Consider the following 21,944-nt stretch of genomic DNA (forward strand, 5'->3'; position numbering starts at 1 on the left):
CCAGTTCCGACCGGCGCCAGCAGCGCCGGTGCCAGGGCCCGTTTAGGGTTCAATCATGGAGACCCGAACCCCCCACCGGTCCCGGTGGCGCCCGCGCTGGCTCGCGGGCGTGGCAGCCCTTGCCGTGCTCGCCGGAGCCGGTACCTGGACCGCCGTCGCCTCGGACGGCCCGCCCGCCGTGCACCAACAGGACCAGGTGCTGGACATGCCGGGCGCGCGGATCGACACCTCGTACTTCACCTCCGGCACCTCCGGCGACGGGCGCAGGCCCGCCGTGCTGATCGGGCACGGCTTCGGCGGCAGCAAGGACGATGTGCGGGCCCAGGCCGAGAAGCTCGCGCGCGACGGATACGCGGTACTGACCTGGTCCGCGCGTGGCTTCGGCAAGTCCACCGGAGAGATCGGGCTCAATGACCCCGCCCATGAGGTCAAGGACGTCTCGCGGCTGATCGACTGGCTGGCGAAGCGGCCCGAGGTCCGGCTCGACTCCAAGGGCGACCCCCGGGTCGGGGTGACCGGCGCCTCCTACGGCGGCGCCGTCTCCCTGCTCGCCGCGGGATACGACCGGCGGGTCGACGCGATCGCCCCGTTGATCACCTACTGGAACCTCGCCGACGCCCTCTTCCCCGAGGGCGTCTTCAAGAAGCTCTGGGCCGGGATCTTCTTCTCCACCGGTGGCGGCTGCACGACCTTCGAGAAGCAGCTCTGCGCGATGTACCAGCGGGTCGCCGTCTCCGGCACGCCCGACGCCGCCGCCCGTGAACTGCTGGAACAGCGCAGCCCGTCCGCCGTCGGCGACCGGATCGATGTGCCCGCGCTGATCATGCAGGGCCAGACCGACTCCCTCTTCCCGCTCGGCCAGGCCGATGCCATGGCGAAGGCGATCAGCGCCAATGGCGCCCCCGTCGATGTCGACTGGCTGGCGGGCGGACACGACGGCGGGGACCTGGAGACCGACCGGCTCGAAGGCCGGATCTCCTCCTGGTTCGACCGCTATCTCAAGGACGAGAAGGGCGCGGACACCGGACCCGCGTTCCGGGTCAGCCGTACCGGAGGAATCGACTCCACCGATGGTGAGACCAAGCTCCGGGGTGCGAGCAGCGACCGCTACCCGGGGCTGGAGAGCGGCGCCACCACTGTCCCGCTCAGCGGCGGCAGCCAACCCCGGACTTTCGCCAACCCGGCCGGCGCGAATCCGCCCGCCGTCTCGGCCGTACCGGGCCTGACCGGCGGGATCTCCCAGCTCTCCACGCTCGGCGTCGGGCTCTCCCGTGACTTCCCCGGGCAGTTCGCGGCCTTCGACTCCCGGCCGCTGGACCACTCGCTGCGGATCACCGGCTCGCCGACCGTCCGGGCCACGGTCAGCTCCAGCAGCGGCGACGCGGTGCTCTTCGCCAAGGTGTACGACGTGGGTCCCGACGGCCGGCAGCAGGTGCTGCCCTCCCAGCTCGTCGCGCCCGTACGGGTCACGGACGCTAAGCAGGGAAGGACCGTGGAGCTGACGCTGCCTGCCATCGACCACCAGGTCGTGCCCGGGCACCGGCTGCGGGTGGTCCTCTCCGCCACCGACCTCGGCTATGCCTCGCCGGTCACTCCGGCCGTCTACCGGGTCTCCCTGGACAGCCCGCTGACCGTGCCCACCGTGCCCGCCCTCACCACCGGATCCGCCGCGCTGCCCTGGTGGATCTGGGGGCTCCCGGCTGCCGGCGCGCTGATCGCGGCCGCGCTGCTGCTCACCGCACGCCGCCGTACCAGCGCCCCGGCGCCCGACCCGGCGCTCGCCGAAGTGCCCCTCCAGATCACCGGCCTGACGAAGCGGTACGCCAAGTCCTCCGACCGGTACGCGGTGAAGGACCTCTCCTTCCGGGTCGACAAGGGGCAGGTGCTCGGTCTGCTCGGCCCGAACGGCGCGGGCAAGACCACCTCCCTGCGCATGTTGATGGGGCTGATCAGCCCGGACGCGGGCGAGATCCGGGTCTTCGGCCATGCCATACGGCCGGGCGCCCCGGTGCTCTCCCGGGTCGGCTCGTTCGTCGAGGGCGCGGGCTTCCTGCCCCATCTCTCCGGACGCGCCAATCTGGAGCTGTACTGGCAGGCCACCGGCCGCCCCGCCGAGGACTCGCACATCGACGAGGCGCTGGAGATCGCCGGGCTCGGGGACGCGCTCGCCCGGGCCGTACGCACCTACTCGCAGGGCATGCGGCAGCGGCTCGCCATCGCCCAGGCCATGCTCGGTATGCCCGATCTGCTGATTCTCGACGAACCGACCAACGGTCTCGACCCGCCGCAGATCCGTGAGATGCGGGACGTGATGATCCGATACGCGGCCGGCGGAAGGACGGTCATCGTCTCCAGCCATCTCCTCTCCGAGGTCGAACAGTCCTGTACGCATCTTGTGGTCATGCACCGCGGGCAGCTCATCCAGGCGGGCCCGGTCGCGGAGATCACCGGCTCGGGCGACACCCTGCTGATCACCACCGCCGAGCAGGTACCGGAGCCCGTCGTCGAGAAGATCTCCGCACTGGCGGGGATCGGCTCGGCCGTACTCACGGACGCCGGACTGCTCGTACGGCTCGACGGCGCGAGCAGCAGCTCGCTGATCACCGAGCTGGTACGGCTGGACGTACCCATAACGGGCGTCGGGCCGCACCACCGTCTGGAGGACGCGTTCCTCACCCTGATCTCAGGAGGCTCCGCATGAGCGCGCTGATCGAGTCGGCCCCCGGCTACCGGGCAGGGCGCACCCTGCCGCTACGGGTCGAGGCGCTGCGCCAGCTCAGGCGGAGGCGGACCGTGGCGATGGCGGGCGTGCTGGCCGCGCTGCCCTTCGTCCTGGTCGTGGCCTTCGCCATCGGCGGCACTCCGGGCCCGGGCGAGAACAACCGGGTCACCCTGATCGAGACCGCGACCGCTTCCGGCGCCAACTTCGCCGCCACCTGCCTCTTTGTCTCCGCGGGCTTTCTGCTCGTGGTGCCCGTCGCGCTGTTCTGCGGGGACACGGTGGCCTCCGAGGCGAGCTGGTCCTCGCTGCGCTATCTCCTGGCCGCGCCCGTGCCCCGGGCCCGGCTGCTCTGGAGCAAGCTGGTGGTCGCGCTCGCCATGAGCGCGGCGGCGATGGTGCTGCTGCCACTGATCGGTCTGGTGGTGGGCACGGCGGCGTACGGCTGGCGGCCCCTCGAACTGCCGACGGGCGGCTCCCTGGCCTCCGGTGACGCACTGCCCCGGCTGGCTCTGATCGTCGCGTTCATCTTTGTCTCCCAACTGGTCACCGCGGGGCTTGCGTTCTGGCTGTCGACCAAGACCGACGCGCCGCTGGGCGCGGTCGGCGGCGCGGTCGGGCTCACGATCGTGGGCAATGTGCTGGACGCCGTCACGGCGCTCGGCTCCTGGCGGGAATTCCTGCCCGCGCACTGGCAGTTCGCCTGGGCGGACGCGCTTCAGCCGCAGCTCGAATGGGGCGGCATGCTGAAGGGCGCCGCGGTCTCGGTGACCTATGCCCTGGTCCTCTTCGCCCTGGCCTTCCGCGGCTTCTCGCGCAAGGACATCGTCTCGTAGCACCACCGTCTCGTAGCACTGGTGCGCATACGGGGGCAGCGCCCGTACGCGCACTCGCATCCTCAGATCCACCGGATCCTCAGATCCACCCCCTTCGAGCCGCTTCCGCGCCCGCCCGGAAGCGGCTCGTCGTACCCAGGGCGGTCAGCAGATCGCCCACGCGCCTGCTGTACGTACGGCTCGACATCCCCAGCCGCGTCGCCGCCGTCTCGTCCGTGAGCCCGGCCAGCAGTGCTTCCAACACGGGCCGCAGTTGTCCCGGCAGCACCCCGGGGGTGGGGAGCGCTGCCGTGGGAAGCTCCTCGCCGGTCTCCCACCAGGCCTGGTGCGTACGGACCAGAGCCTGGACGACCACCGGATCGCGGATCAGAAGCACTCCGTGATAATGGAGTTGGAGATCGATGGGGATCGCGGCGACCGTGCGGTCGACCAGGATCATCTTGAACGGGATGGAGTCCGTCTGCCTGGCCCGGCCGGGAAGCTGGCGCGGCAGCGGATACGGAAGCCCGGCCAGCCCATGCCGGGGCACGATTCTGCGCACACCGACCGAGGGCGCCCGCGCCCGTCCCTTACCGCCGGAGCCCGTTCCGGCGCCGCGACCGGGACCGGCACCGCCGTCCTGCCAGTCCTGGTCGCCCGCCGCCCGTACGCAGGCGCCCGCGAACTCAAGGAACTGCTCGGGAATGCACTGGCCCAGACAGCTCCCCGGATCGTCGAAGACCAGCAGCTCACGACGGGCGGAGCGGACCAGGGCCGTCAGTGTGGCCATCACCTGACGCACCCCTCGGATCTGCCGGCCGGGAGGGTGGAGCGTGTCCACCACGTCCTCCCGCACCACCGCCAACGACAGTGCCGACCTGTTGAGCACGGACCCTGGAACATCCGCCACGGCTGACCACCCCCGCCATCCCCTCGGAGCCGTACGCCACTCCATGTACGCACATCATCGCTCACCGTGACAAGTGCAGTTCAGAGAGTGGCGACTCCATGCCAGAGCCTCGGTAATCCGCCCTTTCCGGGGCACGCTGGTGATCACTTGGTATGAAACAAGACAAGCCGTCCGGGACAACCCGTGACAAGCGAGACAGACGAGACGGAGGGAGAACGGCCATGGGCAGCCAACGAGCCGTCTGTTGTTCACCGGCGGGAATGACCCGCACAGGTGACCGTCCACCCTGATCGAGGAGCACTCAAGAACGGCTCCACGCAGGGTTCTTGTACGAGATGATGGGCCCCATGCCCACTTTGCTGCTCGCGCTTTCCGCGATCTCGACGGGTCTGTACGCGGGGAACTTCCTCATATTCCAGACCGGTGTCATGCCCGCCCTCGCCCGGCTGACGGACGAGCAGTTCGTCCCGGCCATGCGCAGGATCAACGAGCTGGTGCCGCGCCCGCTCTTCCTGCTGACCTTCTTCGCCATAGTGGGCTTCCCGATAGCGGCCCTCGCCGTTCCCGTCGACGGCCGCTCCGAGAACCAGAAGTGGCTTCTGGTGGCAGGACTGGTCTGCGTGGTCCTCAACCACTTCATCACCATCGGCGGCAATGTCCCGCTCAACAACCAGCTCGCCGCGTCGACTTCCTCTCCCGACAGTGTGGTGCGCAAGGCGTTCGAGTCGCGCTGGAACGCCTGCCACCGGGCCCGCACCTTCTTCTCCGTCGTCGGCTTCATCCTGGTGGTCAGCGCCACCCTCTCGTAACGAGTCGGCGAAGGCGGGCGGGGCGGCAGGGCCGCGGGGCGTCAGACGACCTTGAAGTTGGCCATCATGCCCATCCCGCCATGGTCGATCAGATGGCAGTGATACGGGAACACTCCGCGATGACTGTCGAACGTCACCAGGAGTTTGACGGTCTGACCGGGCATCACCACCACGGTGTCCTTGCGCCCCGCCTCCGAGGCGGGGACCGGGCCCCCGTCGCGTTCGAGGACGCGGAACTGCACCAGGTGCATATGGAAGTTGTGCGGTATGAGCGTGCTGGCGTTGGTGACGGTCCAGATCTCGGTGGCGCCCCAGTTCACGGTCGTGTCGATACGGTTCGGGTCATAGCCCTTGCCATTGATGTAGCCCTGCTGAGTGGCGCCCGTTTCGTCCATGCTGAGCTGGAAGCTCCGCTCCACGGTGGCCTTCCGCGGCGTCGGCAGTGAGGTGAGAGTGGCGGGGACCCTGCTCGGGTCGTGCACCCGGGCACCGACGTCGAACCGCATGACCTGGCCGACCTCCTCCACCGGCCCCGGACCCATCACGTTCTTCAGGACGAGCTGGGTGCCCGGGCGGTACTGGGCGAAGTCGACGACCAGATCGGCGCGTTCACCGGGAGTGAGCAGAAGCTGTGTGGTCGGGACCGGCTTCTCCAGCAGTCCGCCGTCGGAGCCTATCTGGGTCATCGGGCTGCCGTCGGAGAGCTCAAGCGCGAAGAACCGCAGATTGGAGGCGTTGACCAGCCGGAGGCGGTATTTGCGCCCCTTGACCTTCATCACCGGCCAGGGCCTGCCATTGACCAGGATCGTCGTCCGGTTGAACGCGTCGTCCATCTCATAGACGAGCTGCGCGTTGGCGTCGAACCGCGCGTCGCGCAGGACCAGCGGCATCTCGAACTCACCGGACGGCAGCCCGAGGGCGTCCTCCCTGTCGTCGCCCAGCAGATAGACATTGGACAGCCCGCGGTACACATGCTCGGACTCCATGTGGTGCGCGTGGTCGTGCATCCACAGGGTCGCGGCCGGCTGGGCGTTGGCATAGGTGTACGTGCGGCTCGCACCCGGCGCGATCGTGTCCATGGCGCCGCCGTCGTCGGCCGGGGGGTTGTTGCCTCCGTGGAGATGCACCGAGGTCGGCATGGTCAGCGAGTTGACCTGCTTGACCACCACGGTCCGCCCGGAGCGGGCGCGGATCGTGGGGCCCGGGAAGGAGCCGTTGTAGGTGAACAGTTCGGTGGCGGTGCCCGGGAGGATCTCGCGCCGCGCCTTGGTCATCACCACCGAGTAGTAGTCGGTGGTCGCCGATCTGCGGACCGGTTCCAGGACCGGGGGCCGGGTGAGGGGCACACCGAACGGGGTGACCTGAGCAGCGGTCGAGGCCCCTGCCGTACTCCTGGCGCCGCGGCTGCTCAGCGCCTGGGCCGTCCAGCCGGTGGCACCGGTGACGCCGAGGGCTCCCGCGGTGAGCCCGATCCGTATCGCACGACGACGAGAAAGCACAAGGAAAACCTTTCCGGGATGCCGGGGAAAAGGAGTCGGTCCCCGTTCCGATCGCGGGGATGCTACCTATCCGAAAGCGAACTCCCGGTGGTGATCAATCCTGTGTGATGGGCGGTCATGCCGTTTGTGCCGTCTATCGCCGATTAGGGGTCCAGCACGGATCCAGTACAGGTCCAGCGGAGATCCAGCGCTCCTCCACCGGAATTTAGCGATTTCCGGCCAACTCCCCGTCGGTCGGGGGCCGGCCCAGGGAGCTGGGCGTACGGGCACGGCAAGCTCCTCGTACGCGCGTGACCGGCGCCCGGTCCCCTCCTGGAGGCCCGGGCGCCGGCGGGATGCGCCGGGGTGGTCAGCTCGGCGGCATCAGCACGGTGTCGACCGCGTACACCGTGGCGTTCTCGGTGGCGATGTCACCGCAGACGATGTTCGCGGTGTTGTCGACCTTGAACGACTGACCGGAGCCCGACGTGGTGAGCGTGCTGCCCTCCAGGGTCGTGAAGCGGCCGTCCGGGAGCTGCTCGGGGGTGATCTTCTTCTCCGCCACGGTGTAGTTCAGGAGTCTCCTGAGCTGCGCCTCGTTGGTGCGGAACTGGTCGAGCTGCGACTTGGAGAGCTTGGCGAAGGCGTCGTTGGTCGGGGCGAAGACGGTGATGTCCTTCGCGGAGTTCAGCTTGCCGGCCAGCTTGGCCTTCTCCACCAGGGCGACAAAGGTGGAGAGATGCGTGTTCTCCGCCACCGCGGTGACCAGCGGCTGAGTCGCCATCCTGGCGAAGGTGCCGTTGACGCCCTGCCGCAGCAGCGACGAGCACTCCGGGCCGAAGGGGGCCGCGCCGGGGGACACCGACGCGCTCGGCGAGGGCGATTCCGAGGTGCTCGGCGACACGGGCGGGCTCGGGGACACGGATGCACCGGGCGACGTCGGGGTGGTGGGCGACATCGGCGTACCGGCCGAGGGGGAGTGGCTCGATGCCGGGGCGGCGAGGGCCTGAGGTGCCAGGACTCCCAGCGAGACCGGGAGGGCCACCGCGGCGGCCGCGGCCATGGCTGTGGTGCGGAGACGGGTCCGGTTCATGGTTCGATTCCTCTTCCTGCGGGAGGAGGGCCCCGGCTCGGGCCCGGAGTCGCGCCCGGAGGCGTCGGCGGCGGCTGGGGCCGACGGGTCCTGGGCGGCGGGTCCTGAGACGGCCGGGGGAGCACGGGCCGGAGGTGCGGGCCCGGGGAGGGCGGCCCGGGGGTGCCCGGGCGTGATGCCGGAGGGGGCGCTCTCACCCGTCCGGCCTGTCACTTGTGCCGATCGTCTGCCGATCGATTGTTGGCCGTTGCTGTGTTCGATTGTGGTGTTCGATCAAGCCGCCCGTAAAGCGTAGTCCCGCCTCTCCGACCTCGGCATCTCGGGCGGAACACCCGGATCGCTGGTATGGGCCGCCTGCTCGGCTCAGTTCCCGCGCGGGTCGGCCGTGGGCCGGAACCCGCTCCGCCGCTTGTCCGGCGGCCCGTCCGGCCCCCGGTCGGCCGCCCGCCACTCGATCGGCTCCGGCGTGTCAGGAGGCGGCCAGTCGAGTGGCCGATAGCGTCGAATGCCCGCCGTCGGCAGGCGCCGCGCCCGGCCTCCCTTTTACCGTCCCACGTCACGGGGTGCAGATGTCCGACCTCATCTACATCGTGCTCACACTCGCGGTCTTCATGCTGATCGGCCTGGCCGCGAAGGGGGCGGGCCGGCTGTGAGCGCCGAGAATCTGGCCGGGCTGGCCATCGCCGTGCTGCTCGTCGTCTATCTGGTCTTCTGCCTGCTCTTTCCCGAGCGCTTCTAGGCCTCCGGCACGTGGAAAGGTCCAGGAAAGGTTCTTCATGAACGACCCCCTCGCCGGGTGGCTCCAGATTCTCGCCCTGGTGGTGGCGCTCGCCCTCTCCTTCCGGCCGCTGGGCGACTACATGGCGTACGTCCTGACCTCCCCCCGGCACTGGCGGACGGAGCGGCTGCTCTACCGCCTCGGCGGGGTCGCCGCCGACGCCGACCAGACCTGGGCCGCCTTTCTGCGCAGTGTGCTCGCCTTCTCGCTCGTCTCCGTACTGTTCCTCTACGCGTTCCTGCGATTGCAGAACCATTTTCCGCTCGCGCTGAACACCCCGGCCATGAACGCCGATCAGTCGTTCAACACGGCCGTTTCCTTTGTCACCAACACGAACTGGCAGTCCTACTCGGGCGAGTCGGCGCTCGGTCATCTCGTACAAATGGCAGGGCTCGCCGTACAGAACTTTGTCTCAGCCGCCGTCGGCATCGCCGTGGTCGCCGCTCTCATCCGGGGTTTCACCCGGCAGAAGACCGACCGGGTCGGCAATTTCTGGGTGGATCTCACCAGGATCGTGCTGCGTGTTCTGCTGCCGATCTGTGTCGTCTTCGCGATCGTGCTGGTGGCGTCGGGAGTCGTGCAGAACTTCCATGGAATTCAGCCGATCATGACTCTTTCCGGTGACATGCAGAGCATTACCGGCGGCCCGGTCGCCTCGCAGGAGGTCATCAAGGAACTGGGCACCAACGGCGGTGGTTTCTACAACGCCAATTCCGCCCACCCCTTCGAGAATCCGAGCGGCTTCACCAACTGGCTGGAGATCTATCTGCTGTCGGTGATCCCCTTCTCACTGCCGCGCACCTTCGGCACGATGACCGGCGACCGTCGCCAGGGGTACGCGATCGTCGGCGTCATGGCCCTGATCTGGGCGGCCTCCGTCGTCATCGTCACAGCGAACGAACTGAACAGCGTGAGCAGTTCGGCGGGCCATACGGCCGGCGGAATGATGGAGGGCAAGGAACAGCGCTTCGGCATCTGGTCCTCGGCGCTCTTCGCCGCGGCCACCACACTGACATCCTGCGGCGCCGTCAATTCCTTCCACGACTCGTACACACCGGGCGGCGGCGGAATGACGATCTTCAACATGATGCTGGGCGAAATCGCCCCGGGCGGCACCGGATCGGGCCTCTACGGCATTCTCGTCCTGGCGATCGTGGCCGTCTTCGTCGCCGGACTGATGGTCGGCCGTACGCCCGAATACCTGGGCAAGAAACTGCGCGGCCGGCAGATGAAATTCGCCTCGCTCTATATCCTCACCACCCCCGCCGTGGTGCTGACCGGCGCGGGGATCGCCATGGCGCTGCCCGGCGAACGGGCGGCGATGCTCAATCCGGGGCCGCATGGTTTCTCCGAGGTGCTGTACGCGTTCACCTCCGCCGCCAACAACAATGGCTCGGCCTTCGCGGGGCTGTCCGCCAATACCGTCTGGTACAACACCGCCCTCGGTCTGGCGATGCTCGTCGGCCGCTTCCTGCCCATCGTCTTCGTCCTGGCCCTCGCCGGATCCCTCGCCGCGCAGCAGCCGGTCCCCGTCACCGCGGGCACGCTGCCCACGCACCGGCCGCTCTTCGTCGGCCTGCTGACGGGCGTGATCCTGATCGTCGTCGGCCTCACCTACTTCCCCGCACTCGCGCTGGGGCCGCTCGCGGAAGGGCTGCGCTGATGCCCACGAACCCGGACCCGAAACCCGACGACGCCAACCCGGGCGGTACCGCCTCGGGTTCCGTGCCGGACCGGCCGCCAGCGCCGAAGGACCCGCTCGCGCCGAACACCCGCCGGATCTCCGGCGGACTGATGGACCCGCGCCAGTTGGTCACGTCCTTCCCCGGCGCGCTGCGCAAGCTCGATCCCCGCCTCATGTTCCACAGTCCCGTGATGTTCGTCGTCGAGGTGGGCGCGGTCTTCACCACCGTCTCGGCGATCATCAACCCCAGTGTGTTCGCATGGGTGATCACCGTCTGGCTCTGGCTGACCACGGTGTTCGCCAATCTCTCCGAGGCCGTCGCCGAGGGCCGGGGCAAGGCACAGGCCGAGACTCTGCGCCGTACGAAAACCGACACCGTCGCACGGCGGCTGCCCCGCGGTTGGAAGCCGGGCACACAGAACCCGGTCGAGGAGCAGGTGTCGGCCACACAACTCCGGCTCGGCGACCATGTGGTGATCGAGGCGGGACAGATCATCCCGGGCGACGGAGATGTGGTCCAGGGTGTCGCGAGTGTGGACGAGTCGGCGATCACGGGCGAGTCGGCACCGGTCATCCGTGAATCCGGCGGCGACCGTTCGGCGGTGACCGGCGGAACGAAGGTGCTGTCCGACCGTATCGTCGTACGGATCACCTCCAAGCCGGGCGAGACCTTCATCGACCGGATGATCGCCATGGTCGAGGGCGCGGCCCGGCAGAAGACCCCCAACGAGATCGCGCTGAACATCCTGCTCGCCTCACTGACCATCGTCTTCCTGATCGCGGTGGTGACCCTCCAGCCCTTCGCGATCTACGCGCACGCGGAGCAGCCGGTCGTCATCCTGATCGCCCTGGTCGTCGCGCTGATCCCCACCACCATCGGCGCGCTGCTCTCGGCGATCGGGATCGCGGGCATGGACCGGCTGGTGCAGCGCAATGTACTGGCGATGTCGGGGCGGGCGGTCGAGGCGGCCGGGGACGTCAACACGCTGCTGCTCGACAAGACCGGCACGATCACCCTGGGCAATCGGCAGGCCGCCGAATTCCTGCCGGTGGAAGGGGTCGGCGTCGAGGAACTCGCCGATGCCGCCCAGATCTCGTCCATCGTCGACGAGACCCCCGAGGGCCGCTCGATCGTCGTACTCGCCAAGGAACGGTACGCGCTGCGCGGCCGGGAGGAGGGCGAGCTGGCGGACGCGCAGTTCGTACCGTTCACCGCGCAGAGCCGGATGAGCGGGGTTGATCTGACGCTCCCCGACGGCGGCACCCGCTCCCTGCGCAAGGGGGCCGCCGCGGCGGTGATGCGCTGGGTACGCGAGAACGCGGGCGGCGGCGAGGCGGGCGCGGCCACCGGTACGGCCATGAGGGCGGCCGGCGGGATGGTGGACGGGATCTCGGCGGGCGGCGGCACTCCGCTGGTTGTGGCCGAGGCGATGACCAGCGGCGACGCGCGTGTGCGAAGTGCTCGGGTGCTGGGGGTGATCCATCTCAAGGATGTGGTGAAGGAGGGGATGCGGGAGCGGTTCGACGAGCTGCGCCGGATGGGCATCCGTACGGTCATGATCACCGGCGACAATCCGCTGACGGCCAGGGCGATCGCGGAGGAGGCGGGGGTGGACGATTTCCTCGCCGAGGCCACGCCCGAGGACAAGATGGCGCTCATCAGGAGCGAACAGGGCGGCGGAAAGCTGGTCGCGATGACGGGGGACGGTACGAACGACGCCCCCGCGCTGGCGCAGGCGGATGTCGGAGTGGCCATGAACACGGGGACATCGGCCGCCAAAGAGGCCGGGAACATGGTGGACCTGGACTCAAATCCAACAAAACTGATCGAGATCGTCGCCATCGGCAAACAGCTCCTGATTACGCGGGGAGCGCTGACGACCTTCTCGATCGCCAATGATGTGGCGAAGTACTTCGCGATCATTCCCGCGATGTTCGCGGTCGTCCATCCGGGACTCGACAACCTCAATGTGATGAGACTGCACAGCCCGACCTCGGCGATCTCGTCCGCGATCATCTTCAACGCGCTGATCATCGTGGCGCTGATCCCGCTGGCGCTGCGCGGGGTCCGCTACCGTCCGTCGTCGGCGTCCGCGCTGCTGAGCCGCAACATCTGGCTGTACGGGCTGGGCGGACTGGTGCTTCCGTTCGTGGGGATCAAGGTGATCGATCTGATCATTCAATTCGTCCCTGGTTTGCGCTGACCGGTCGGAAACGGCCTGAGCTGCGGAAAATCAATCTGATCGACGAGAAAGCGACTGCCTCGTGTCCGTGTCCTTCCGTACTGTTCTGCGGCATCATCTGTCGGCGCTGCGGATGCTGCTGGTGCTCACCGTGATCACGGGAGTCTGCTATCCGCTGGTGATCACGGGGATCGCTCAGATCGCCTTTCCCTCCGAGGCCAACGGCTCGCTGATCATCGATCACGGCGAGCCGGTGGGGTCGCGGCTGCTCGGCCAGAACTTCGATCTGCCGAAGAGGGGCGGGCGGCCCGGTGGACCGGACCCCAGATGGTTCCAGCCGCGCCCGTCGGTGGCGGGTGCGAGGGGGTACGACCCGACCAGCTCGGGCGCTTCCAATCTGGGTCCCAACAATCCCGTCCTGATCAAAACGATCAAGCAGCGCAGGGCCGCGGTGGCCGCCTTCGACGGCGTGGACCCGAGCCACGTGCCCGTGGACGCGCTCACCGCCTCGGGCTCGGGGCTCGACCCGCATATCTCGCGTGCGTACGCGAACCAGCAGGTCGAACGGGTGGCGCGGGCGCGCGGACTGAGCCCGGCGGTGGTACGGAAACTGGTCGCGGACCGGGTGGGGGGCGGGAGCGGCGGGTTTCTGGGGCAGGGGCAGATCGTGAATGTGCTGGAGCTGAATCAGGCTCTCGTGGGGGTGGGGTGACGTCGGCGGCAGGACAGAGCCTATTCAGAGGGGCGCTCGTGGGATGGCCTTTCTCGGTCCGGCTGCTGCGGCTGGTCCGGCTGCTTTGAGGGTTCTGGTTCGTGCCGGCGGCCGTTCCGTTTCAGGGTCAGTACGAGCCCCATCGCCCAGCCGACCGGCTGAAGCGCCCAGAAACTGACCACTCGGTAGAGAAGCGTGACCGCGATCGCCTCGTCGGCGCGCATTCCGTACAGGACGAGCAGCGCCGTAAGACTCGTCTCGACCACGCCGAGGCCCCCTGGCGTCAGGCGCAGGCTTCCGGCGAACTGCGTCAGCCCGTAGGCCACGAGGATTCCGGGCCAGGGCACGGCGATGCCGAGGCTCCACGTACAGGCGATCAGGCAGGCGAGATCGAAGCCCCAGTTGAGGAGGGCGAGAAGAAAAGGCCAGCCCCAGGGGCGTACCCCCGGCCGTGTACTGCGGATCTGCCGGCCCAACTGGGTCAGCGACTCCTCGATTTCGAACAGCCGCCGGGACCGCAGACCGATCCGCCGCCAGACCCGCCACGCGCGCCGCCTCACCCGGGGAAACCGCGCCAGACCCGCTGTCACGCCTGCCACCACGGCGACGAAGACCAGCACTCCGATGACCAGCGGCAGCGCTCCGGCCACCGGCCCCGACGTACCGCCCGCGAGCACGCCGGCCAGCAGCAGTACGAGCAGGCTCAGCGCGGACAGCAGCCCCGAGACCGCCAGCACGGTCCCGGCGAGCACCTGCCCCACCCCCCAGCGTCTGAACCGCCGGAACACCCACGCCACGGCGAACGCGGCCCCGCCCGGCAGCGCCCCGGCGATGGCATTGGCCGCCAGTACCACGGCGGACACCGGCCCCAGCCCCAGCCGCGCTCCGCCCGCGCGCAACAACCACCGCTGTAGCGCCGCCACGCAGACCAGCGAGGCCGCCTCGAAGGCGGCGGCCAGGATCAGCCGGGTCGGGTGGACGTGAGAGATCAGGCCGAGGGCGGTGACCAGTTCGTGGCGCCGGGTGATGGCGACGACCACGGCGGCGGCGACAAGTACGACGGCGACGACCCACCACACAGGCCGCACCGCCCGGGGCCCCCCACCCCCGGGGCCCCCGTCCCCCTGCTGATCGTGCCCCCGCTGGCGGGCCTCCACAGAGCCCACGATACGGCGCGGGGGTGCGTTGTACCTGTGCGTGGCACGCGGCACCTATCACCATGATCGACTAACCGCAAGCTGGCGTTTGAGCAGGCGCAACGCCCGTTACTGTTGGGCCGAACGGGGACGGGAGCGGGTTCTGAAAGGGCCCGCCGATACATGTAGGAGAGCTGTGTTCCCTGGCCGTGCCACTTTCGCCGCGGCAGTCGTCCGCACCCTGTCCGCCGCCGCTGTCACCGCCGCCGTCGCCGTCGCTGTGATCGGGATCGGTGCGACGACGATGTCCTTCGGTGGCTCCTCCGGCAGTTCCTCCGAGCGGTCGGGTTCCGACCGGTCGAGCACTGTGCTGGCGCTCGATGCGCGGTGGATGTGGTGACGCCGATGGACGGGGTCGGTCGCGTGGGCCCCTGACCGTCGTGCCACCCGGCGTACCGGCTCCCTGACCGCTTCAGGAGCCGGTCACGCCCCATTCGGCCAGAAGGTCCCGCAGCCCCTGCGCCTCGGTCCCGGCGTCGAGGCCCTCGTAAAGAGCGATCGCTTGATCGCCGTAGTGGCGCGCCGACGCCATGCCGTGGGAGGACAGCGCGAGGTGCGTGAGCCCGGCGAAGGCATGCGCCGTACCGAGCGGGTAGCCGATGCCCTGGGCTATTTCCAGGGCCTGTTCGTACAAGGCGCGCGCGGTTGCGAGCCGTCCCGACTCGCGCTGCATGTCACCCATGCCGAGCAGCGCGCGCTGCCTCTCGTGCGTGTTGTCGATGCTCCGGGCCACTTCCTCCGCCATCGTGAAGTGCAGCAGTGCCTCGCCCCTGCGGCCGGTGTCCGCGTAGGCCGTGCCCATACTGATCAAGATGCTGGCCTCGCCCATTCGGTCACCGCTGGCCCGGTCGCTCCTGAGCGCACGCTGGTAGTGGGCAAGCGCCAGGTCGGTGTTCCCCGTCGCCTGGTGGACGGCGCCCAGATTGGTGTCCAGGATGGACAGTTCCTGTCGTCCGCCGCGGAGCAGTGCGAACACCCGCGAGCGTTCGTAGTAGCGGCGGGCCTCCGCATGGCGGCCCTGGATGTAGCGCAGTTCGCCCAGGTTGTTCAGAGCCTTGGTCTGGCCCAGCAGATCACCGAGTCGCTCATGGATGGTGAGCATGGTCCGCACGCGTTGGTGGGCCGCTTCGTACCGTCCCGCGTAGTACAGGGCGATGCCCTGGACATTGAGGCATTCGGCCTCCCCGCGGAGGTCCTCGACCTCCCGGTACAGCCCCGCTGCCTCCTCCAGTACCCGTAGCGCCTGCTCACCCCGCCCCGCCGCCATGTGCGCGCGGCCCGACTGGAGCAGGGCGTCGGCGCGGCCTTGCGGGTCCTTGAGGTCCTGGAAGAGGGACAGGGCCTCGCCCGCGTGGCGCTGCGCCTCGTCGTGGTCCTTCTGCGCCAGCACATCCGCGTGTTCCACCAGCGTCCGCGCCAGCGCCGCGCGGTCGTTGTCCGCCCGGAGCGCCGACGCCGCCGCGCCGTACAGTTCCGCCGCGATGTCCCACGTACCCCAGAGTTTGAGCGAGGTGGCCAGTACGTGGGGGAAGAGGGCCGCGTACGCCGGAGCTTCGGCGGCGGCGCGGCGGGCGACGGCGAGGAGGTTGGCGCGTTCCACGGTGAGCCAGACCGACGCCTCGTCCGTGTCGGCGAACCGGAGCGCGTACGGGGATTCCTGCTCCGGCGCCAGGGGGCGCGTATGGCGGTGGGGGTGGGCGACGCCGTCGGCGCGGTGAGCGGTGGTCAGGTAGTACGCGAAGAGCCGGTCGACCGCTTCGTCGCGCTCCTTGTGAAGGCGCCGGTGTGTCGTGCGGTAGAGGGCGAGCGCCTCGTCGGGCCGGCCCGAGCGGTAGAGCGCCAGCATCAGCGAGGCGATCACCCGCTGGGCGAGGGGATTCTGCGCGGCCAGTTCGTGCAGTTCACCGATGAGGTCGGCGTGCCGCCCCAACTCCAGTTCCAGTCGTATCCGTTCCTCCCGTACACGCCGGTAGTCCTCGGTCAGCCGGGCGCGGGTGGTTGCGGCCCAGGCACTGGTGAATTCGGCGAGGGGCTCGCCACGCCAGTGGTGTTCGGCGGTACGCAGCAGGCCGAGGGCCAGATCGCGTTCGCCGCGCCCGGCCGCCGCCCCCGCGTCCTTGCGCAGCCGCTGGAAGCGGAGCAGGTCGATGTCCTCGGGATCGACGAGGAGTTGGTACTGCCTCGGGGAGGGCCGCTTCACCTGGGCCAGGTCGCCGACGCCCCGGCGCAGGCGGCCCCTTAACCGGGACAGATAGGCATGCAGGGTGTTCAGGCCGGTGGCGGGCGGGACGCCGTCCCAGACGCGGTCCATCAGGGCGTCCACCGTGACCGGTTCGCCCCGGGCGTGGACCAGTACGGCCAGCACGCAGCGTTCTTTCACCGTACCGAGCCCGAACTGCCGTCCTTCGTGCCACAGTTCCAGGGGTCCCAGAGCAAGAAGGTCCACCATCGCCCCCGATGCGTGTGGTTCTTCCTGCCGAATCCGGCAGCGCCCGCACGTTCGCGCGTAACCCGGCCCAGTCTTGCCGCACCGGCCGGGGAGCGGCAGACGCGCATGGAGGCGTGCGAGGCGCATGGCCCGGATTACCGAGGCGCGGTTACGGGTAAGGACGCGCGCCCCGCGCCGCTCTTTTGCCGCCGCGGTCCGGTCGTGTCGTACGGCTGCGTACCCCAGAGCGCACACCGGCCGGGCCGGACCGGGCCGGACCGGCACGGCGCAGGTCAGTCGTCGGTGCCGAGGCCCGCGTCGCGGGCCAGGAGGGCGGCCTGGACGCGGTTGCCGGCGTCGAGGGCGGTGAGGATTCGGCTGACGTGCGCCTTGACGGTGCTTTCGCGCATGCCGAGTGCTTTCGCGATCTCCGCGTTGGAGTCGCCGAGGGCCAGCCGGGCCAGTACGTCGGCCTCACGAGGGGTCAGCCGCGACACCTTGGCACGCGCTTCCAGGGCGGCCGGGCGGGCGGCGTGGTGGTAGTGGTCGATCAGCCGGCGGGCGGCGGCGGGGTGCAGCATGCCCTGGCCGCCCGACACCACATGGACCGCCCGGATGATCTCGCGCGGATCCGTGTCCTTGAGGAGGAAGCCGTCCGCGCCTGCGGTGAGCGCGTCGTACACATACTCGTCGAGGTCGAAGGTGGTCAGGGTGATCACCCGGGGCGGGGAGGGCAGTGCGCGGAGGTGGCGCGTGGCGGTGATGCCGTCCATGCGGGGCATCCGTACGTCGACGAGGGCGATGTCGACCAGGTGCCGGCCGGCCTCCTCGATGGCGGCCAGCCCGTCCGCGGCCTCGGCGACGACGGTGAGTTCCGGATCGGTGGCCAGCAGGTCGACCAGGCCCAGCCGCACCAGGGCGTCGTCGTCGACCACCAGGACGTTGATCATGAGACGGACACCTGGGGGAGAACCGTGCCCGGTGCGAGATCAGAGCCGGAGCACGGGTTGGCCGAAGACACCGGCAACCGGGCTGAGAGCCGCCAGCCGCCGCCCGTCGCCCCCGTGTACAGATGCCCGCCCAGCGCCGAGACCCGCTCCGCCAGACCTATCAGGCCATAGCCGCCGGACAGGGCGGAATCCGCGGGCAGCGCGGGTTCCGCGGGCGCGGTGGACGGCTCCCGTACCGCCGGAGGTTCTGCTACGGGACCATCGGCCGCGGCCTCGGGCGCCGTGAACTCCTTGGCGTCCACGACCGGACCGTTGACCACTTCGACCGTCGTGGCCGGCGGTCCGTAGTGCACCCGTACCCCGACCGGTGCCGTGCAGGCGTGCTTGCGGGCGTTGGTCAGGGCTTCCCGTACGAGCCGGTGTACCGCGAGCCGGTGACTGGTGGAGGCGCTCGCCGCGTCACCCGACACCTCCGAATCGATCAACTGGCCCGCGGCGCGCGCCTCGGCGAGCAGCTCGGCCAGATCCTGGAGCGCCGGTGCGGTGACAGCCTTCGTACGGCCCGTCCCCGTCGGGGCCTCCGAGCGCAGCGCTCCCAGCACCTCCCGCAGATCGTCCAGCGCCTGTCCGGCCGTGCCGCGCAACAGGTCTATCCGCGCGACGACCGCGGGCGGCAGTGACTGCGCATGCATCTGAAGCACCCCCGTGTGCAGCATCAGCAGGCTCAGCCGGTGGGCGAGGACATCGTGCATCTCGCGGGCGATCCGCGCCCGCTCCGCCGACCGGGCCTGTTCGGCACGGAGTTCGCGCTCCACCCGGAGCTGTTCGACCTGGCCCCTGAGCGCCTCCATCAGCCGGCGCCGGCTCCCCGCCCACATTCCGAGGGCCAGGGCCAGGCCCGCCAGCACGGGATTGCCCAGTCCGGTCCATGTGGTCACCCGCCCTTCGAGCAGCGACTGCCCCCGCGCCAGGGCGATGGCCAGCCAGGGCACGCCGGCGACGACGGCGATCGCCAGGCACACCCACATCTCGCGCAGCCGGCCGCGCGAGGTGAAGTGGTACAGCATCACCAGGAGGGGCAGCACACAGCCGCACGCGACGGAGGCCAGTGCGAGAACCGCCGTGGTACGGGCGATCCGGTAGCGGCCGAGGGCGGCGAACGAGGCGATCGCCCCCACCCAGGGGGCCGGATCGGCCAGCGTGCCCCCGGCCGAACGGAAGCCTTCCAGGATGGACAGGAGGGCGAGCACCACCACGGACGGCGCCTCCACCCACAGCGGAATACCGCGTCCGGGCTCGGATTTCACCGTGCCATCGTAGGGATCCGCGAAGAGGTCCGTCCCCGGCCGGACGGGCACGGGCACCCCCGACTTTCGTCGGGCATCGCCGTCGCACAACAGCCGATTCCGCTGCATCCGGCACTCCCTAGCGTTCTGGACATGGCACTTCCTTCGCTCCGTACCTCAGCATCCGGCACCTCGGCGGCCAGGCAGACCCGGGACCGGCGTACCCCGGCCCGGCGGTTCGCCGACCGCCGGCTGTTCTTCGCCGAGACGTTCCGGACGTTCCGTACGACCGGGGCCGTGACCCCCAGCGGCCGGCGCCTCGCCGAGGCACTTGCCGCGCCGCTGGCGCAGCCTGCCGGGAGGCCGCGCGCGATACTTGAGGTCGGGGCGGGGACCGGTGCGGTCTCCCGGGTGCTGGCCGGTCTGCTCGGCCCTGAGGACACGCTGGATCTGGTCGAGTCCAACCCCCGTTTCGCACGGGTGCTGGAGGCGGATCTGCATACCGACCCACGGCTGGCGCGCCATGGGAAGCGCATAGGCCTGATCGCCAAGCCGGTGGAGGAGCTGGATTCCGAAGCCCGTTACGACGTGATCGTGTCCGGGCTGCCGTTCGCCAACTTTCACCCCGGAGAGGTGTCCGACTTGCTGACGCGGTATCTGGCGGTACTCAATCCCGGCGGTCAGTTGACGTATTTCGGTTACCGGGGCACGGCACGGTTTCGCGCGCTGGTGGGTTCCTCACGCAGTCTGGCGCGGCACGGCGGGGTCGTGCATGTACTCGACTCGTTCCAGCAGGCTTATGCCACCGGCTGCCGCACCGTGTGGGCCAATGTCCCGCCGGCGCGCGTGTGGAGCCTGTCCGCCGGCCATGCCCGGCCGGACGCGGCGATACCGCCGCCCAGGTCCCCGGAGCATGACTTCTGACCGGGCCGTACGTCTCGCCACCCGTCGGCACTCGTCCCGCGTCCCTGCTGTGCGGCGCGGGCCTGTGGCGGGCGGTTGTTATTGCCATGTACCGTTCAAAGACTCGTTACTTGGTGGCGTATCGCCCGATGATCTACGCGCGGAGAGTAGGCCCTCTGTACGCCCACCGCCCCCCTCGTACACGGAGGTTTGACGGATGCTCGGATCAGGGAATTCCCGCCGCCGCAGACTCATCGGTGCCACCGTCGTTCTCGGTGCGCTCACCGCCGGGACCGCGGCTCAGACCGCCCAGGCCGTCCCGGCCGGCCAGGCCGCTCCGGGTGCTCAGGCGGCACCGGCCGCCGCCGCGGCCGCCCACCGGGTGCTGTTCGACAACGCCCATGCCGAGACCGCCGGCAACGCCGACTGGATCATCAGCACCAGCCAGCCCGACCCGCTGGGCCAGAACTCCTCGCCCACCTCGGACACCTCCTGGACCGGAGCCCTCTCGTCCTGGGGCGTGGCCCTCCAGCGGACCGGCGACTACAGCCTCAAGACCCTCCCGTCCAGCGGTTCGATCACGTACGGCTCGTCGAGCTCCACCGACCTGACGAACTTCGACACCTTCGTACTGCCCGAGCCGAACGTCCTGCTGACCTCGGCCGAGAAGACCGCGGTGATGAAGTTCGTGCAGAACGGCGGCGGCCTCTTCCTGGTCGCCGACCACACCGGCGCGGACCGCAACAACGACGGTGAGGACGCCGTCGAGATCATCAACGACCTGATGTCCAACAACAGCGTGGACAGCACCAATCCGTTCGGCTTCTCCGTCGACACCCTCACGGTCGGTTCCGACTACCCCCGTGCGATCAGCGACAGCGGCAACCCGGTGCTGCACGGTTCGTTCGGTACGGTCACCAAGAGCCTGATCGCGAGTGGCACCACCGCCACCCTCAGGCCCGCCGACAACTCCTCCGTCAAGGGCCTTCTCTACCGCACTGGTTACTCGGGCAACACCGGAGCGTTCTTCGCCACCAGCACCTTCGGCAGCGGCCGGGTCGCCTTCTGGGGCGACAGCTCGCCCATCGACGACGGCACCGGCCAGTCCGGCAACACCCTCTACGACGGCTGGCGGGACAGCGGCGCCACCAACGCCGCTCTCGCCCTCAACGCCACCGAGTGGCTCTCCTCGGGGACCGGCGGCGGTGGGGACGACGGCGGTGACGGAGGCGGCGGCGGCACCTGCACCGCGGCCCAGCTCCTCGCCAACCCCGGCTTCGAGTCCGGCAGTTCCTCGTGGACGTCCTCCAGCGGTGTCATCACCAACAGCACCGGCCAGGCCGCCCGCACCGGCTCGTACAAGGCATGGCTCGGCGGCTACGGCACAGCCCGCACGGACACCCTCTCCCAGACCGTGACCATCCCGTCCGGCTGCGCGGCCACCTTCAGCTTCTATCTGCACATAGACACCGCGGAGACCACCAGCACTGCCTACGACACCCTCAAGGCACAGGTGCTGAACAGCTCCGGTACGGTCCTCAGCACCCTGGCCACCTACTCCAACGCCAACGCCGCCTCCGGCTACACGCGGCGGAGCTTCGATCTCAGCGCCTACGACGGCCAGACCGTGACGCTCAAGTTCACCGGCGTCGAGGGATCCAAGCTCCAGACCTCGTTCGTCATCGACGACACGGCGCTCAATGTGAGCTGACGACGGGCCGCCGACACCCGGCTCCGGCTCGGCGGAGGGGGTGGTACGCGGTGTTCGTGCCGTGTACCACCCCCGGTACCAGGCGCTTCGCGCGTAGAAGTGCCCCCGGCAGGGATCGAACCTGCGGCCAAGTGCTTAGAAGGCACCTGCTCTGTCCACTGAGCTACGGGGGCTCGCTGACCTGCACAAACGCAACCCTCCGGCGCGGACCCGGCACCGGTGGGTACCTCCCTACAATATCTTTACAGCGGGCCTTCCGGAGGATGTCACTGTTCGGAGTGCTCGCTCA

General features: G+C 69.5%; 18 protein-coding genes and 1 tRNA gene. 11 read left to right on the top strand and 8 right to left on the bottom strand.

All coding sequences use genetic code 11. The features are described from left to right. The first annotated feature begins 55 nt into the window (after positions 1–55). Entirely contained in the window at positions 56–2,701 is a 2,646-nt protein-coding gene (locus tag KQY30_RS23620) for an alpha/beta fold hydrolase (RefSeq protein ID WP_217308543.1), read from the top strand. Further along, complete coding sequence (locus KQY30_RS23625; RefSeq protein WP_217308544.1) at positions 2,698–3,555, top strand: ABC transporter permease; 858 nt, start codon at positions 2,698–2,700, stop codon at positions 3,553–3,555. The genes KQY30_RS23620 and KQY30_RS23625 overlap by 4 nt, the downstream gene beginning before the upstream one ends. Positions 3,556–3,634: 79 nt before the next feature. Here the strand turns inward: KQY30_RS23625 and KQY30_RS23630 are convergent, their stop codons facing one another. Continuing rightward, positions 3,635–4,444: a DNA-binding response regulator gene (locus tag KQY30_RS23630; protein ID WP_217308545.1), complete on the bottom strand. Its 810-nt coding sequence runs from the start codon at positions 4,442–4,444 to the stop codon at positions 3,635–3,637. A gap of 347 nt (positions 4,445–4,791) precedes the next feature. Here KQY30_RS23630 and KQY30_RS23635 point away from each other — a divergent pair, with 347 nt between their 5' ends. After that, positions 4,792–5,253, top strand: a complete 462-nt coding sequence (locus KQY30_RS23635; RefSeq protein ID WP_046504277.1) for a DUF1772 domain-containing protein — start codon at positions 4,792–4,794, stop codon at positions 5,251–5,253. A gap of 41 nt (positions 5,254–5,294) precedes the next feature. Here KQY30_RS23635 and KQY30_RS23640 read toward each other — a convergent pair whose 3' ends face one another. Next, positions 5,295–6,752, bottom strand: a complete 1,458-nt coding sequence (locus tag KQY30_RS23640) for a multicopper oxidase family protein (protein ID WP_217308546.1) — start codon at positions 6,750–6,752, stop codon at positions 5,295–5,297. Between the two features lie 349 nt (positions 6,753–7,101). Next, positions 7,102–7,515: a fasciclin domain-containing protein gene (locus KQY30_RS36650; RefSeq protein WP_254407294.1), complete on the bottom strand. Its 414-nt coding sequence runs from the start codon at positions 7,513–7,515 to the stop codon at positions 7,102–7,104. A gap of 10 nt (positions 7,516–7,525) precedes the next feature. On the opposite strand from KQY30_RS36650, the gene KQY30_RS36655 reads away from it, so the two are divergent. The 5 genes from KQY30_RS36655 (at position 7,526) to kdpC (ending at position 13,181) form a co-directional block, all read left to right on the top strand. After that, positions 7,526–7,741 (top strand): hypothetical protein, encoded by a 216-nt coding sequence (locus KQY30_RS36655; RefSeq protein WP_254407295.1) that lies wholly within the window; start codon positions 7,526–7,528, stop codon positions 7,739–7,741. A gap of 732 nt (positions 7,742–8,473) precedes the next feature. Next, positions 8,474–8,563 carry a K(+)-transporting ATPase subunit F gene (gene kdpF / locus KQY30_RS23650; protein WP_217308548.1) on the top strand — a complete coding sequence of 30 codons (90 nt, stop codon included), beginning with the start codon at positions 8,474–8,476 and terminating at the stop codon, positions 8,561–8,563. 37 nt (positions 8,564–8,600) lie between these two features. Then, on the top strand, positions 8,601–10,265 hold the full coding sequence (gene kdpA, locus KQY30_RS23655; RefSeq protein WP_217308549.1) for a potassium-transporting ATPase subunit KdpA: 1,665 nt from the start codon (positions 8,601–8,603) through the stop codon (positions 10,263–10,265). Between the two features lie 131 nt (positions 10,266–10,396). After that, positions 10,397–12,490 (top strand): potassium-transporting ATPase subunit KdpB, encoded by a 2,094-nt coding sequence (kdpB, locus tag KQY30_RS23660; RefSeq protein WP_254407672.1) that lies wholly within the window; start codon positions 10,397–10,399, stop codon positions 12,488–12,490. Between the two features lie 67 nt (positions 12,491–12,557). Then, positions 12,558–13,181 carry a potassium-transporting ATPase subunit KdpC gene (gene kdpC, locus KQY30_RS23665; protein WP_217308551.1) on the top strand — a complete coding sequence of 208 codons (624 nt, stop codon included), beginning with the start codon at positions 12,558–12,560 and terminating at the stop codon, positions 13,179–13,181. Positions 13,182–13,201: 20 nt separating this feature from the next. Here the strand turns inward: kdpC and KQY30_RS23670 are convergent, their stop codons facing one another. Beyond that, positions 13,202–14,269: a YbhN family protein gene (locus KQY30_RS23670; RefSeq protein ID WP_217308552.1), complete on the bottom strand. Its 1,068-nt coding sequence runs from the start codon at positions 14,267–14,269 to the stop codon at positions 13,202–13,204. A gap of 244 nt (positions 14,270–14,513) precedes the next feature. Between KQY30_RS23670 and KQY30_RS23675 the strand changes: the two genes are divergently transcribed. Then, on the top strand, positions 14,514–14,717 hold the full coding sequence (locus KQY30_RS23675; RefSeq protein WP_217308553.1) for a hypothetical protein: 204 nt from the start codon (positions 14,514–14,516) through the stop codon (positions 14,715–14,717). Between the two features lie 72 nt (positions 14,718–14,789). Here the strand turns inward: KQY30_RS23675 and KQY30_RS23680 are convergent, their stop codons facing one another. The 3 genes from KQY30_RS23680 to KQY30_RS37185 form a co-directional block, all read right to left on the bottom strand. Beyond that, a complete protein-coding gene (locus KQY30_RS23680; RefSeq protein ID WP_217308554.1) occupies positions 14,790–16,826 on the bottom strand; it encodes a tetratricopeptide repeat protein in 2,037 nt (678 codons plus the stop codon). Between the two features lie 272 nt (positions 16,827–17,098). Next, positions 17,099–17,755, bottom strand: coding sequence for a response regulator transcription factor (locus tag KQY30_RS23685; protein WP_217308555.1), 657 nt, complete (start codon positions 17,753–17,755; stop codon positions 17,099–17,101). Next, the gene (locus KQY30_RS37185; RefSeq protein ID WP_302185335.1) at positions 17,752–19,062 is read right to left on the bottom strand and encodes a sensor histidine kinase; all 1,311 of its coding nucleotides are present in this window, start codon (positions 19,060–19,062) and stop codon (positions 17,752–17,754) included. The genes KQY30_RS23685 and KQY30_RS37185 overlap by 4 nt, the downstream gene beginning before the upstream one ends. A 132-nt stretch (positions 19,063–19,194) precedes the next feature. On the opposite strand from KQY30_RS37185, the gene KQY30_RS23695 reads away from it, so the two are divergent. Next, positions 19,195–19,965, top strand: a complete 771-nt coding sequence (locus KQY30_RS23695) for a class I SAM-dependent methyltransferase (RefSeq protein ID WP_217308557.1) — start codon at positions 19,195–19,197, stop codon at positions 19,963–19,965. 196 nt (positions 19,966–20,161) lie between these two features. Beyond that, on the top strand, positions 20,162–21,655 hold the full coding sequence (locus KQY30_RS23700) for an immune inhibitor A (protein WP_217308558.1): 1,494 nt from the start codon (positions 20,162–20,164) through the stop codon (positions 21,653–21,655). Between the two features lie 100 nt (positions 21,656–21,755). Here the strand turns inward: KQY30_RS23700 and KQY30_RS23705 are convergent. Next, positions 21,756–21,828, bottom strand: a tRNA-Arg gene (locus tag KQY30_RS23705). Between the last annotated feature and the right edge of the window lie 116 nt (positions 21,829–21,944).

Origin of the sequence: Streptomyces sp. GMY02 (genome assembly GCF_019056675.1) — a bacterium.
Lineage (GTDB): Bacteria > Actinomycetota > Actinomycetes > Streptomycetales > Streptomycetaceae > Streptomyces > Streptomyces odonnellii.

What these genes read in the sequence shown, in the direction of transcription:
- KQY30_RS23620 (WP_217308543.1), top strand. Translation starts at nt 56, where the DNA reads ATGGAGACCCGAACCCCCCACCGGTCCCGGTGGCGCCCGCGCTGGCTC.
- KQY30_RS23625 (WP_217308544.1), top strand. Translation starts at nt 2,698, where the DNA reads ATGAGCGCGCTGATCGAGTCGGCCCCCGGCTACCGGGCAGGGCGCACC.
- KQY30_RS23635 (WP_046504277.1), top strand. Translation starts at nt 4,792, where the DNA reads ATGCCCACTTTGCTGCTCGCGCTTTCCGCGATCTCGACGGGTCTGTAC.
- KQY30_RS36650 (WP_254407294.1), bottom strand. Translation starts at nt 7,515, where the DNA reads ATGGCGACTCAGCCGCTGGTCACCGCGGTGGCGGAGAACACGCATCTC.
- kdpA (WP_217308549.1), top strand. Translation starts at nt 8,601, where the DNA reads ATGAACGACCCCCTCGCCGGGTGGCTCCAGATTCTCGCCCTGGTGGTG.
- kdpB (WP_254407672.1), top strand. Translation starts at nt 10,397, where the DNA reads ATGGACCCGCGCCAGTTGGTCACGTCCTTCCCCGGCGCGCTGCGCAAG.
- KQY30_RS23680 (WP_217308554.1), bottom strand. Translation starts at nt 16,826, where the DNA reads ATGGTGGACCTTCTTGCTCTGGGACCCCTGGAACTGTGGCACGAAGGA.
- KQY30_RS23685 (WP_217308555.1), bottom strand. Translation starts at nt 17,755, where the DNA reads ATGATCAACGTCCTGGTGGTCGACGACGACGCCCTGGTGCGGCTGGGC.
- KQY30_RS23695 (WP_217308557.1), top strand. Translation starts at nt 19,195, where the DNA reads ATGGCACTTCCTTCGCTCCGTACCTCAGCATCCGGCACCTCGGCGGCC.
- KQY30_RS23700 (WP_217308558.1), top strand. Translation starts at nt 20,162, where the DNA reads ATGCTCGGATCAGGGAATTCCCGCCGCCGCAGACTCATCGGTGCCACC.